We start from the raw sequence: 12,655 nt of genomic DNA, 5'->3' as shown, positions 1-12,655 counted from the left end.
GCATTGTTCTTCACATTATTCATAGCGCAGCGCCTCCGCCGGTTTCACGCGCGAGGCGGCCCAGCTTGGGTAGATCGTGGCCGCAAAGGCCAGCACCACCGACACGATGCCGATGGTGACGACGTCCGGCGTGTACAGCTCGGACGGCACGGTACTGATCAAATAGATATCCTTGGACAAGAACTCCACGCCCAGCAAGCGTTCGATGAACGGCACGATGACACCGATGTTCTTGCTCACGCCCACGCCCATGGCCACGCCCGCAAGCGTGCCGAGCACACCGACGACCGCACCCTGCACCATGAAGATTTTCATGATCGAGCCGGGCGAGGCGCCCAGCGTGCGCAGGATCGCGATGTCGGCCTGCTTTTCGGTCACGGTCATCACGAGGCTCGAGACCAGGTTGAAGGCGGCTACCGCGATAATCAAAGTCAGAATAATGAACATCATCTTTTTTTCGGTCTGCACTGCAGCGTACCAGTTGGCGTTGAGCTTGGGCCAGTCGCGCACGACCAGGTCGCCCTTCATCGAGGCCTTCAATTCGGCCGCAACTTGCGGCGCTTCGCGCATGTTCGCGATGCGCAGGCGCAGGCCCGATGGCGCCTGCTGCCGTTCGAGCCGCTGCGCATCCTCGATGTGCACGAACGACAGCGCCGCATCGAAGTCGAAGTGCCCGGCCTCAAAGATACCGGCCACCGTGAAGCTGCGCGTGCGCGGCACCATGCCGGCTGGCGTCACCTGGCCCTGGGCCAGCACCATGGTGACCTTGTCGCCCATGCCCACGCCCAGCGCGCGCGCCAGCGCATAACCGAGCACGATATTGAAGCTGCCGGGTTTGAGCGCATCGAAGCTGCCGGCGCGGATCTGCTTCGCCACCGTCGACACATTGTCTTCCACGCCCGGCAGCACGCCGCGCACGATCGACGGACGCATGATCCCGTCGCGCACCAGCAGGCCCTGGGTCTCGACGAACGGCGCCGAGCCCAGTACGGCTGGATTCTGCGCCGCTTCCTTGGCCCTGGCCTGCCAGTCCGGCATGCTGCCCGATGCATCGAATACCTCGATGTGGGCCAGCACCGACAGCATGCGGTCGGTGACCTGCTTCTGGAAACCGTTCATCACCGACAGCACGATGATCAGGGCCGCCACGCCGAGCGCGATGCCGGCCACGGAAATGAGCGAGATGAACGAAATGAAGCTGCTACGACCGCTGCTCTTGCCGGCGCGCGTGTAGCGCAGGCCGACCTGCCACTCGTACGGCAGTTTGTGGATGATGCTCATGAATTCTCGTGCTTCGGATTGGAATCGGGGCAAACGACGCAGGCGCGGTTACTCATAGCGCAGCGCCTCTGCCGGTTTCACGCGCGAGGCGGCCCAGCTTGGGTAGATCGTCGCCAGGAACGACAGCAGCACCGCCACGCCGCCGATCCAGCCGACGTCGGCCCACAGCAGTTCGGACGGCATTTCGCTGATCAGATACACCTCTTGCGACAGGAAATGCACGCCCGAGATGCGCTCGATGGCCGGCACGATGACGTCGACATTGAGCGCCACCAGCACGCCCAGGCCCACGCCGAGCAGGCCGCCCAGCAGGCCGACCAGCGTACCCTGCACCATGAAGATTTTCATGATCGCGCGCGGCGAGGCGCCCAGCGTACGCAGGATGGCGATGTCGGACTGCTTGTCCTTGACGGTCATGACGAGCGTCGAGACGAGGTTGAACGCGGCCACCGCCACGATCATCGTCAGGATAATGAACATCATGTTCTTCTGCGATTGCACGGCCGCGAACCAGACGGTGTTGACCTTGGTCCAGTCGCGCATGATCAATTCGCCCGGCATCGACGTTTGCAGTTCGTAGGCCACGCGTGGCGCCTGGTGCAGGTCTTGCAGGCGCAGGCGGATGCCGGCCGGCGCCGTCGCGCCTGTGGCCACCTGGGCGTCGTCGATATTGATCAGGGCGAGCGTGGAATCGAACTCGAAATGGCCGGCTTCGAAAATGCCGGACACGGTCAGCGCGCGCGTGCGCGGCAGCGGGTTCTCGCCCGGCGTGCTGGCGCCGCCCAGGATGCCGCTGCTGGCCACGAGCAGCGTCACGCGGTCGCCCACATCGACGCCCAGTGACTTGGCCAGCGCGCGGCCCAGCACCACGTTGAACGAACCGGCGCGCAGCGATGCAAAGCTGCCGGCCTTCATCTGGCGCGTGATGTCGGATACCTGCGCTTCTTCGACCGGCGCCACGCCGCGCAGCAGCGCCGGCTTCATGACGCCGTCGACCAGCAGCATCGATTGCGCATCGATGAACGGCGCGGCGGCCTTGACCTCGGGGTTACGCAGCGCCTGCAGGCTGGTGGCGCGCCAGTCGGGCAGCGCGCCGCGGCTGTCAAAAATCTCGACGTGCGCCAGCATCGACAGCATGCGGTTGGTGACTTCCTTCTGGAAGCCATTCATCACGGACAGCACGACGATCAGCGCGGCCACGCCGAGGGCGATACCAGCCACCGAGGCCATCGAAATGAAGGAGATGAAGCTGTTGCGGCCGCTGCGCTTGCCGGCGCGCGTGTAGCGCAGGCCGATCTGCCATTCGTAGGGGAGTTTGTGGGTGATGCTCATGCTGTCCGTGTCGACCGATCCGCTGTGTTTTTTTATTAATAGCGCAGCGCCGGGCTGCATCAGCCCGGCAGTTTGCCAGACAAACCGGGATTGTGGCGCAATTATCAAAAACCCACTAGGGCATTCCAGCGGGCATGCGGGTGAAGAATCGGGGTGGCACCCCGCTGGTGGTGGCGATTTGCCCTAGAATAGCGGGATGGCTCATATTACGCTCGTCCTGCCGTTCGCTCTGCCGCTTCCCGAATTTGCTCCCGACCTGATCCGTGCGATGAACACGCCGGCGCTGGCGCTGCTGCTCTCACGCACGTCGGGCGCCACGCGCACGCGCACGGCCGAACATACCCACGCCCTGCCCCACGAAACCTGGCTGGCGCGCGCGCTTGGCCTGGGCGCCGCGGGCGGGGTCGACGTGGCCGTTGCCGCCATGCGCGGCTTCGGGCTGGAACCCGAGGGCGGCAACTGGTACATCGTGTCCCCCGGTCACATCCAGATCGCGCGCACCCACCTGACGATGGCCGATACGCGCCAGGTTCCACTGGACGATGACGACAGCCGCGCGCTGTTCGCCACGGCTGCCGACCTCTGCGAAAGCATTGGCCATGCGCTGCGCTACGGCGATGCGCAAACCTGGTTCCTGCGCGCTGACGACTGGACCGGTTTCGAGACCGCCACGCCCGACACAGTCGTCAACATGGACCTGACGGACTTCATGCCGAAGGGCCAGCCGGCGCTGGCCTACCGGCGCCTGCAGAACGAAGTACAGATGGCGTGGCATGCACATCCGGTGAACGCCGCGCGCGAAACGCGCCGCCTGCCGATCGTGAACGCGTTCTGGATGTGGGGTGCGGGCCGGACGGCGCGCGCGCACACGCAGCCGCTGGCAAGTTTCGCGGTGCCGGGCTGGCTAGGTGCACTCGGCGATCAGCGGCTCGATTCGCTTGAGGGGTTGCCCGATCTGCTGTCGACCGACCGCATGCTGGTCGTCGGCCCCCTGGCCGAAGCGGCGCAGGCCGCCGACTGGGGCGTCTGGCTGCAGGTGATGGAGCAACTGGAAGAAACGCTGTTCGCGCCGCTGTTGGCTGCCGTGAAAGCTGGCCGCGTGAGCAAGCTGACGCTGGTGCTGAGCAGCCGCGAAGGCCTGCTCGAGACGACGACGAGCGCGCTGGCGCAGCGCAAATTCTGGCGCAGCCCGACGCTCGACGCACTGAAGTGAGAACACTGGTGAGCGCACTGAAATAACCCGACCGAGACAGACATTGACACTGAAGACCCGACTTTCCACCCGTCCCTGCCCGTTCCGCACCTCCGAACTTCTGCGCCAGGATGGCGTGCACCCTGTGCTGGCCCGCATCTACGCATCGCGCGGCCTGCTCGATGCACGTGAGCTGTCGAGCGAACTGGCGGCCCTGTCGCCGCCGTCCGGCCTGAAGCACATCGATGCCGCCGCCGCGTTTCTTGCCGACGCCATCGGCGCCGGCAAGCGCATGACGATCGTCGCCGACTACGATTGCGATGGCGCCACCGCCTGCGCCGTCGCCCTGCGCGGCCTCCGTGCAATGGGCGCGCAGGTCGACTACATCGTCCCGAACCGTTTTGAATACGGCTACGGCCTCACGCCCGAAATCGTGGCGCTCACCGCGCGCGAAAAGGCGCCCGACATCATCGTCACGGTCGACAACGGCATCGCCAGCGTCGACGGCGTGCTGGCGGCGAACGGGTTGGGCATCGACGTCGTCGTCACCGACCACCACTTGCCGGGGGACGTGCTGCCGGCGGCGCGCGTGATCGTCAATCCGAACCAGCCCGAGTGCGGCTTCCCGAGCAAGAACCTGGCCGGCGTGGGCGTGGTGTTCTACGTACTGCTGGCCCTGCGCGCCGAATTGCGCCGGCGTGGCGTGTTCGATGCGCAAACGCAGCCCAAGCTCGACAGCCTGCTCGACCTGGTCGCGCTGGGCACGGTGGCCGACGTCGTCAAGCTCGACGCCAACAATCGCATCCTCGTCGCGCAGGGCTTGAAGCGCATGCGCGCGGGCCGCATGCATGCCGGCGTGGCGGCGCTGTTCCGGGTGGCCGGGCGTGAAGCGCGCTGCGCCACGCCGTTCGACCTGGGCTTTGCCGTCGGCCCGCGCCTGAACGCCGCCGGCCGCCTGCAGGACATGGCGCTCGGCATCGAATGCCTGACCACCGACGACGAAGGCCGCGCCTGGGCCATCGCGCAGCAGCTGAACGAAATCAACCTCAAGCGCCGCGAAATCGAAGCCGAGATGCAGGACACCGCGCTGCTGCACCTGGACACGTTCGAGCCGACCGGCGCCAGCACGATCACCGTGTTCGACGAAGGCTGGCACCAGGGCGTGATCGGCATCGTCGCCTCGCGCCTGAAAGAGAAATTCTACCGCCCGACATTCACCTTCGCACCAGCCGGCGACGGCATGATCAAGGGCTCGGGCCGCTCGATTCCGGGCTTCCACTTGCGCGACGCGCTGGACCTGGTGTCCAAGCGCGTACCGGGCCTGATCGACAAGTTCGGCGGCCACGCGATGGCCGCCGGCCTCTCGCTGCGCCACGACAATTTCGACACCTTCTGCCAGGCCTTCGAAGCCGTCGGCCAGGCCTGGCTGACCGAAGCACAGCTCGAACGCATCATCGAAACCGACGGCCCGCTCGAGGACGAGTTCTACTCGACCCAGTTCATCGAACTGATGGACGGCCAGGTCTGGGGCCAGGGCTTCGCACCGCCGGTCTTCTGCGACGAATTCCGCGTCGTCAGCCAGCGCATCCTGAAAGAACGCCACCTGAAGCTGCAGCTGGAAAAGAACGGCCGCCGCTACGACGCCATCTGGTTCGGCCACACCGACAGCCTGAGCGACCGCGCCCGCGTCGCCTTCCGCCTCGACGCCAACGAATACAACGGCGTCACCAAGGTCCAGCTCCTGGTCGAACACGCCGAATCCGCCTGACAAGACAGGCCAAGCGCCTGAGCAATTGCGAAACAATTCGACTCTGAGGCAATTACCCAATAATTCGACTCTGACCCTAATTGTTATGTTTGCTGCAGAGCCTGCCTAACAATTAGGGTCAGAGTCGAATTGTTTGATAACTATTTGCGGGCGGGATACTTACAGGCGACATGATCCTGGCGTGTTCGCTATGATGAGCCGGTTTGCCGGTTTGGCCATTCCCCCCTCATTCCCTATGCGCTGGCTGGCTGCCGGCGGGAGCATGCATGTTTTCGATCATTATCAATTTCGTTGGCTCGCTGATGCATTTCTATGTGGCGCATCGCCTGTATGCGCTTGGCGCCGTGCGCGGGCGGGTGCCGGCGCGTGTCTGGTGGGTGGGCGCCGTGGCGCTGTGGGCGTTCTATCTGTGGGGCGTGCAGCTCGGGGATGCGGCGCTTGACTGGCGCTGGTGGCCGGGGCAGTTCTCGATGACGTGGCTGGGCGTGCTGTTCTGCATGACCCAGTATCTGCTGCTGGCCGATGTCATCACGGGCTTCGGCCTCTGGCTGCGCACCTGGGCCCCGCGCATTCTGGCCCTCGGTGCAATTGCGGGTGTGTCGGTCAGCAGTTTCGCGATCTTCCAGGCGATGCGCGCACCGGCCATCGTGGAACAGGAAGTCACGCTGCCCGGCCTGCCCAAGGCGCTCGACGGCACGGTGCTGGTGGCGATCAGCGATACGCACCTCGGCGCCCAGCGCCGCGCAGAGTGGCTCGGCAAGCGGGTCGACCAGATCAATGCCCTCGATCCCGATGCCGTCGTGATGCTGGGCGACCAGGTTGAAGATGAACCGATCAACGACGCCCTGCTCGCACCTGTCCTCAAACGCCTGCGGCCCGCCATGGGCGTCTGGGCCATCACCGGCAACCATGAATACTATGGCGACGCCGGCGGCACGATTCACGAGTTCGCAGCCGGCGGCGTCAAGTGGCTGCGCGGCCAGCACGTCGAGATCGCACCGGGCCTGCACCTGGCGGGCCTGGACGATATCGGGCGCGCCCGGCGCGGTGGACGCGATGTCAATGCCGGTCTCGAACGCATGCTGCCGAAGCGGCTGGACGGCGCGACGATCCTGCTCTCGCACATTCCCGACCCTCTACTAATCGAGCGCGCCGCGCAAAAAGACATCGACCTGATGCTGTCCGGGCACACGCACGGCGGCCAGGTCTGGCCATTCACCTATCTGGCCCAGCGCGAGTTTCCCTATTTGGTGGGTTGGTACCGCATCGGCCACATGCAGCTGGTGGTCAGCCGCGGCGCCGGCGGCTGGGGGCCGCGCATGCGGCTCTGGCAGCCGGGCGAGATTCTCAAACTGACCCTGCGCGCCCAGCCTTGAAGTTCACGCACGCCCCATCCGCCGCCACTCACGGCGAGATGGGTGGCTTGTACGTTTGCCCGTGCCGCATCACGAAGAACGCGTCGTCCGCCACACCCTGCGCCGCGCGCGCCAGCGCCAGGTCGCGCGGCGCCTGGTCAAGGCGCTCCTGCCCCATCGGGTAGGTCCCCCAGTGCATGCCCACACTGCGCTTGACGCGCAGCTCGCGGTGGATGCGCACCGCCTCGTCGGGACTCACGTGCGAATTGCGGTACCACAGCGGCTGGTAGGCCCCGATACCGATGGCCGCCAGGTCGAAGCCATCGAAGCGCGCGGCGATGTCGCCGATATCCTTTGAGTAGCCCAGGTCACCCGAGAAGAAGAATGCAAACCCCGGACGTGTAACGGCAAAGCCGCCCCACAACGTTGCATTGCGGTCCCACAGCGAGCGGGCTGACCAGTGATGCACCGGCAGCAGGTGCAGTTCCAGCCCCCGGTACACCGTCTTTTCCCACCAATCGAGCTTGACGATGCGCGAGCGGTCGCCGCCCGTCACGTTCTTCGCGAGCCAGACGTCCACGCCCAGCGGCGCCACCAGCAGCGGCGGCCCGCCCGGCTGGCGGTACAGTGCGCGCAGCGATGCCTTCGACAGGTGGTCGTAATGCGAATGACTGAGCAGGACGACGTCGATGCGCGGCAAGTCGGCAAGCAGCACACCGGGCGCCTGATGGCGTTTGGGTCCCGCGAACGGCAGCGGCGACGCGCGCTCGTCGAACACGGGGTCAGTCAGGATGTTCACGCCGGTCCCGCTCTGGAACAAAAACGTCGCGTGGCCGATCCAGGTCAGCGCCGGTTCGCTGCGACTGGCATGAATGAAGGCCAGGTCGGGCGCCACCGGCGCGATCGGCGCAAGCGGCGCCCGCACGGCGGCGTCCTCGGTCCAGTTGGCGATCCGCGCAGCCCAGCCCTCGAAGAAGCCGCGCGGCGGCCGTTGATACGCAGGGTTGGATGGATAATTGTTCGCAAAGCCTTCGACCCGATGATGGGATCTGGCGGCGTCGTAATACGGATTGCGGTGCGCGCAGCCGGTCGCCAACAGCGCGCACGCAAGGACGGAAACAGACAGCAAGGGAGTCAGTATGGTGCGCATGCGGCAATGCCCGGAGGGTCAAAAAAGCCAGTATAGGCGGTGTTACCAACGACGCGGGGGATGCGAATCGTCGCGTCGTTTCGGCGCGTAACGACGCGTCTTTTATCAGCGGCCAATGTTCTTTCTCGCTGCTTTACGGTAGGATAGCGCCTTTTCCCGGTCACGATCGTACGCTGGCGCCCGCGACATTGGCATGACATCACCGGTGAAAAATTCATTGCCCGAACCCCGTGCGCAACGCACTTGCCGGGTTCTTCGACTGGAAGCGAATGGAGAAGTCCGCGATCCCCCGGCCGCCTAGACATCATGCGATTCTTCTCGGCGGCTTGCTGCTTGCCGTGCTGGTGCTCGTGATCGCGGCGGAGGCGCTGCGCTGGCGCGGCGCGTCTGGCGCCGCCGCCATGGCAGCTGCCGTGCCGACTGTTCCGAACCTGACCACGACCAGCCCTGGCCGCGTGACACTCACCGAACTTTCGCACGCCCACATCCCCGCGCCGCGCGGCATGCCATCAGCCCACGCCAGCACGCTCGCCGCCCTGCCTGGCAATCGCATGCTCGCGTTCTGGTGGGCTGGCAGCCGTGAGAGCGGCCCGGACGTCAAAGTCTTTGCCTCGACCTGGGCCCATGGTGCGTGGAGCGCGCCAAGGATGGTCGCCAGCCGCGATACGCTGGGCGCCGAACTGGGTTTCGGTGTGCGCCGCATCGGCAATCCCGTCGCCTGGACCGACCGCACCGGCAAGATCCACCTGTATGTGGTGGCCACGGGCCTGGGCGGCTGGGCCGCGGCCCGCATTGCGCACCTGGTGTCGAACGACCAGGGCGCCACCTTCCATGTGCGCCGCATCCTGCCGACTTCGCCGCTGTTCAATACCAGCGCGCTGGTGCGCACCGCGCCGCTGATGCTGAGCGATGGCGGCTGGTGGCTCCCCGTGTATTTCGAGATCGGCAACAAGTATCCGATGCTGATGGCGTTCGACGCCGACGGCAATCCGACCACGCTGGCGCGCATCGGCAACAGCACCACGACGCTGCAGCCGGCCCTTGTCGCCATCTCGAAGAACGAGGTGCGCGCCGTGATGCGCGACGACAGCGAGCAGCAACTGGTCCAGCATGCAGCGAGTCTCGATGGCGGCGCCACCTGGCGCGATCTGCCGGCGCTCGATCTGCCCAACTACAGCACGTCGGTCGCCGCGATACGCCTTTCCAGCGGCCAGTTCCTGATGCTGCATAATCACGTCGAAGGCGGCGCATCGGCGCGCAGCATCCTGCGCCTGTCGATCTCGGACGACATGCGCACCTGGCGCACGATCGCCGACATCGCCAAGGGGCCGGCCGGTGACGAATTTTCGTACCCATCGATGCAGCAGGTCGGCAACGAGCTGCATATTACCTACACCTGGCAGCGCCAGGCGATTGCGCACCATCGCTACCGTATTCAACCGGAAGGTTCCACCTAGATGACACTGCCGGATCTCGCAAGCCAGATCGTGTACGGCCGCATTGGCTGGGCGATTGTCGCTGCCACCGTGGCCTGTGCGCTGTGGCGCGGCGCGGCGCCGCTCGCGCGTACCGGCGTGGCTGCCATCCTGGCCGGCGCACTGGCCCTGATGGCGCTGCCCGGCAACCTGTCGCCCGCATGGTACCTGGGTCTGGCGTTCCAGTATCCCAGCGGCCTGCTGGTGGGCTGCTGCCTGGTACGCCTGACGGAGGGCTGGAACGGCGCCCGCCGCAGCGCGGCCATGCCGGCATCGCTGGCGGGCGTGCTGGCCGTCGCCGGGACCCTGCTGTACCTCGACGCAGTCGGCTTTCTCACGAGCGGTTACTATTACGCCGGTTTCGGCGGCGCCCTGGCGCCGGTCGTCGCGGTCATCCTGGCCGGCGCCTGTGCGCTGGCGATCGCGCGGCATCACGCGCCGGGGATTGCGGCAGCGGTGCTGGGTGCGGTCGTCCTGTTCTCGGTGCTGCGCCTGCCAAGCGGCAACCTGTGGGACGCCCTGCTCGACCCACTGCTGTTTGGCTGGGCCATTGCGGTGCTGCTGGCCGGCGCGCTGCGCCGCACGGGGCGCCGCGTCGCTGACCGCAGCACATCAAGCGATGGCGATCCCGATCCCGCACCGGGCCCTGCGCTGCAGCCAATCGCGGCTGAACATTTTACGTCTCTGAAGGAGCAAGTTGGTGGTCAATAAGTTAGCAGTCAATCATCCCTGGTACAAACATCCGGTCATCATGTCGGCCACCATCATCAATGCATTCATCCTGCTGCTGGCATTGGCATGGTCAGGCAATCCGCACGAGCTCTCACGCCTGCTGGTGGAAGACGGCATCGTCGAATGGATGCAGTTCCTGGCGTTCTCGCTCACGTCAGGCCTGCTCGGCTACGTGGCGGTGGACCGCTGGAAGAACGGCGGCATGCGGCTCGAAGTGCTGGTACTGCTTGGCCTGACCGGCCTGGTGGCCGTGGCTGCGCTGGAAGAAATCAGCTGGTTCCAGCGCATCCTGCAAATCCAGTCGCCCGAGTTCTTCGTGCAGAATAACCGGCAGGCCGAAACCAATCTGCACAACCTGGGCTTTGGCGAGGAAAGCCTGCACAAGGCCGTGCTGCTCAAGGTCATCCTGATTTCGGGCCTGATCCACAATCTGTTCCTGCCGCTGCTGGCGCGCAAGCGCCCTGCCGTTCGCACCTTCGTCGAACGCTTCGGCCTGTACCTGCCGCCGCTGGCCGCGTCGATTCCGTACCTGGTGCTGGTGATCCTGTCGCACCTGCTGATCGACCATCCGCGCAAGGGCGAACTGGGCGAGACGTTCGGCGCCGTGCACTACCTGGCCACCGTGTTTGGCGCCTACTTCGTCGGCGTTGCCTACGACAAGAAGCCGCTGTTTGCCGGCCTGGATGCGCGCCGCGTCTCGGTGCTGTTTACGCTGCTGATGTTCTATCTCTTGATGACGGGCTGGATGCTCAGCGCCGGCGCTGGCGCGATCGTCACCGCGGTTGGCGCGGACTGAGTCGATCGGCGCCAGCCATACGGGGCTTGCGATTGATCCCAAATTGGAGTATAAATACTCCAAAACCGGAGGAATCATGAGCCTTGCCTATGCCTACCCCAAGAGCCGTTTCGAGCCGGCGACGTTGGTCGACCTGACATCCAAGGCCGAGCGCGAGCGTTTGTCCCGCTCGGCCCTGACCGGCTTTTTCCGGCTTGCTGCCGCCTGGGGCCTGCGCGACGACGATGCGCGCGAGCTGCTCGGCGGCCTGTCATCGTCGTCGTTCTACGACTGGAAGAAAAACCCCGACCGGGTGCTCGAAGTCGACCGCATCACACGTATCTCGTACCTGCTCGGCATCTACAAAAGCCTGCACATCCTGTATGGCGACAAGCTCGCGGACGAATGGGTACGCCTGCCCAACACCAACCCGATTTTTGCCGGCCGCACGCCGCTCGCCTTCATGCAGGCCGGCGGCCTGCTGGCGATGCAGACCGTGCGCAAGCTGCTCGACGCCAGGCGCGGCGGCCTGTGAGCTCGCCCGTCACGCCAAGGCTGACGCTGCTGCGCCAGCTCGATACCTGCCGCCTGATCCCGTCACGTTTCGCCGATGTCGAAGACTCGGTACTCGCGCCCCTGGCCGACAGCGACGACGCGCTGCGCGACCTGTTCGACCTCGATAACGCCACCAATGAACGCCTGCGCGCCGAATCCGGCCAGGCCCCTGGCATCGGCATGGACGAACTGGTGTTCGGCGTGCCGAACTTCCGGATCATCAACGCGGCGTTCACGTATGCGCGCCCGGAAGGCAGCCGTTTCAACGACGGCGAGCGTGGCGCCTGGTACTGCGGGTTCGACGCGGCCACGTCGCTGGCCGAAGTCATCTTTCACAAGACCGTCGAATACGCCGAGATCAACCGTTTCGACGACAGCGTCAGCTACCAGTGCCTGCTGGCGGACTTCAGCGCGACCTTCCACGACCTGCGCGGCATCGCCGCCTTCGAGGCCTGCCTCGACCCGGCCAGCTATATCGCGTCGCAGGCGCTGGCCAACGAGTTGCTGGGCGCCGGTTCGCTCGGCGTGATCTTCCCGAGCGTGCGCCAGCCTGGCGGTACATGCCTGGCGTGCTTCCGCCCGGCGCTGGTGGGCAACGTGCGCAAGGCGCACACCTATCGGTTAACATGGGCGGGTTCGCCGCAACCTGCGGTCGAGATTCTTTGACCAGATGACCATGCACATGAAGACCAAACCCGAGAACGACACCGAACTGCACGACAAGATCAACCGCGAAACCGGCCGCGTCGCATGGAGCGAGCTGCAACGCCACTTTGCCAGCGGCAGCGTGGTGTGGGTGTCGAGCACGCTCGACCTGATCGATGTCGCGCTGCGCATCGCGCACGACGACCGTGACAGCATCACACGCTGGATGGGCGATGGCCAGGTGGCCAAGGTCAGCGACGAGCAGGCGCAAGCCTGGCTGGCAACGGATGCGACGCTGTGGGCGTCGGTGGTGAGCCCGTTCGTGCTGGTGCAGGACGAGAAAAAGCCGGTGCACTAAATAAAAATGCCGGCCCAAGGCCGGCATTTATCAGGGT

12 protein-coding genes are annotated in these 12,655 nt (G+C 65.5%); 9 read left to right on the top strand and 3 right to left on the bottom strand.

Features of this window, described 5'->3' with window-relative positions; translation table 11 throughout:
* Positions 1-15: 15 nt before the first annotated feature.
* Both AC56LV_RS04205 and AC56LV_RS04200 read right to left on the bottom strand, forming a co-directional pair.
* Positions 16-1,281 carry a lipoprotein-releasing ABC transporter permease subunit gene (locus AC56LV_RS04205; RefSeq protein ID WP_332533639.1) on the bottom strand — a complete coding sequence of 422 codons (1,266 nt, stop codon included), beginning with the start codon at positions 1,279-1,281 and terminating at the stop codon, positions 16-18.
* 48 nt (positions 1,282-1,329) lie between these two features.
* Positions 1,330-2,613 carry a lipoprotein-releasing ABC transporter permease subunit gene (locus AC56LV_RS04200; RefSeq protein ID WP_499556176.1) on the bottom strand — a complete coding sequence of 428 codons (1,284 nt, stop codon included), beginning with the start codon at positions 2,611-2,613 and terminating at the stop codon, positions 1,330-1,332.
* 196 nt (positions 2,614-2,809) lie between these two features.
* On the opposite strand from AC56LV_RS04200, the gene AC56LV_RS04195 reads away from it, so the two are divergent.
* The 3 genes from AC56LV_RS04195 (at position 2,810) to AC56LV_RS04185 (ending at position 6,949) form a co-directional block, all read left to right on the top strand.
* On the top strand, positions 2,810-3,826 hold the full coding sequence (locus AC56LV_RS04195) for a hypothetical protein (protein WP_499556175.1): 1,017 nt from the start codon (positions 2,810-2,812) through the stop codon (positions 3,824-3,826).
* A gap of 43 nt (positions 3,827-3,869) precedes the next feature.
* Complete coding sequence (recJ, locus tag AC56LV_RS04190; protein WP_499556174.1) at positions 3,870-5,573, top strand: single-stranded-DNA-specific exonuclease RecJ; 1,704 nt, start codon at positions 3,870-3,872, stop codon at positions 5,571-5,573.
* Between the two features lie 266 nt (positions 5,574-5,839).
* Positions 5,840-6,949, top strand: coding sequence for a metallophosphoesterase (locus AC56LV_RS04185; RefSeq protein ID WP_499556173.1), 1,110 nt, complete (start codon positions 5,840-5,842; stop codon positions 6,947-6,949).
* 28 nt (positions 6,950-6,977) lie between these two features.
* On the opposite strand, the gene AC56LV_RS04180 is transcribed toward AC56LV_RS04185, so the two are convergent.
* Positions 6,978-8,078 (bottom strand): MBL fold metallo-hydrolase, encoded by a 1,101-nt coding sequence (locus AC56LV_RS04180; RefSeq protein ID WP_499556172.1) that lies wholly within the window; start codon positions 8,076-8,078, stop codon positions 6,978-6,980.
* A 230-nt stretch (positions 8,079-8,308) separates the two neighbouring features.
* Here AC56LV_RS04180 and AC56LV_RS04175 point away from each other — a divergent pair, with 230 nt between their 5' ends.
* From AC56LV_RS04175 to AC56LV_RS04150, 6 genes are all read left to right on the top strand, one after another.
* A complete protein-coding gene (locus tag AC56LV_RS04175; protein WP_499556171.1) occupies positions 8,309-9,535 on the top strand; it encodes a sialidase family protein in 1,227 nt (408 codons plus the stop codon).
* Positions 9,536-10,264 (top strand): hypothetical protein, encoded by a 729-nt coding sequence (locus AC56LV_RS04170; protein WP_499556170.1) that lies wholly within the window; start codon positions 9,536-9,538, stop codon positions 10,262-10,264. It abuts the gene before it with no gap.
* Positions 10,254-11,081 (top strand): hypothetical protein, encoded by an 828-nt coding sequence (locus AC56LV_RS04165; RefSeq protein WP_499556169.1) that lies wholly within the window; start codon positions 10,254-10,256, stop codon positions 11,079-11,081. Before AC56LV_RS04170 ends, AC56LV_RS04165 begins: the two co-directional genes overlap by 11 nt.
* Positions 11,082-11,157: 76 nt before the next feature.
* A complete protein-coding gene (locus AC56LV_RS04160; RefSeq protein ID WP_499453514.1) occupies positions 11,158-11,595 on the top strand; it encodes an MbcA/ParS/Xre antitoxin family protein in 438 nt (145 codons plus the stop codon).
* A complete protein-coding gene (locus tag AC56LV_RS04155; RefSeq protein WP_499556168.1) occupies positions 11,592-12,281 on the top strand; it encodes an RES family NAD+ phosphorylase in 690 nt (229 codons plus the stop codon). Before AC56LV_RS04160 ends, AC56LV_RS04155 begins: the two co-directional genes overlap by 4 nt.
* Positions 12,282-12,297: 16 nt before the next feature.
* Positions 12,298-12,618, top strand: a complete 321-nt coding sequence (locus AC56LV_RS04150; RefSeq protein WP_332533648.1) for a DUF2288 domain-containing protein — start codon at positions 12,298-12,300, stop codon at positions 12,616-12,618.
* Positions 12,619-12,655: the final 37 nt, after the last annotated feature.

This window comes from Telluria sp. RB2R28 (assembly GCF_059685835.1).
Note: the sequence above shows the minus strand (reverse complement) of the source record. Positions and strands in the feature narration are given on the sequence as shown.

Bases quoted from the DNA above. Each gene is read 5' to 3' on its own strand.
- AC56LV_RS04205 (WP_332533639.1), bottom strand. From the start codon at position 1,281: ATGAGCATCATCCACAAACTGCCGTACGAGTGGCAGGTCGGCCTGCGC.
- AC56LV_RS04200 (WP_499556176.1), bottom strand. From the start codon at position 2,613: ATGAGCATCACCCACAAACTCCCCTACGAATGGCAGATCGGCCTGCGC.
- AC56LV_RS04195 (WP_499556175.1), top strand. From the start codon at position 2,810: ATGGCTCATATTACGCTCGTCCTGCCGTTCGCTCTGCCGCTTCCCGAA.
- AC56LV_RS04185 (WP_499556173.1), top strand. From the start codon at position 5,840: ATGTTTTCGATCATTATCAATTTCGTTGGCTCGCTGATGCATTTCTAT.
- AC56LV_RS04180 (WP_499556172.1), bottom strand. From the start codon at position 8,078: ATGCGCACCATACTGACTCCCTTGCTGTCTGTTTCCGTCCTTGCGTGC.
- AC56LV_RS04170 (WP_499556170.1), top strand. From the start codon at position 9,536: ATGACACTGCCGGATCTCGCAAGCCAGATCGTGTACGGCCGCATTGGC.
- AC56LV_RS04160 (WP_499453514.1), top strand. From the start codon at position 11,158: ATGAGCCTTGCCTATGCCTACCCCAAGAGCCGTTTCGAGCCGGCGACG.
- AC56LV_RS04150 (WP_332533648.1), top strand. From the start codon at position 12,298: ATGAAGACCAAACCCGAGAACGACACCGAACTGCACGACAAGATCAAC.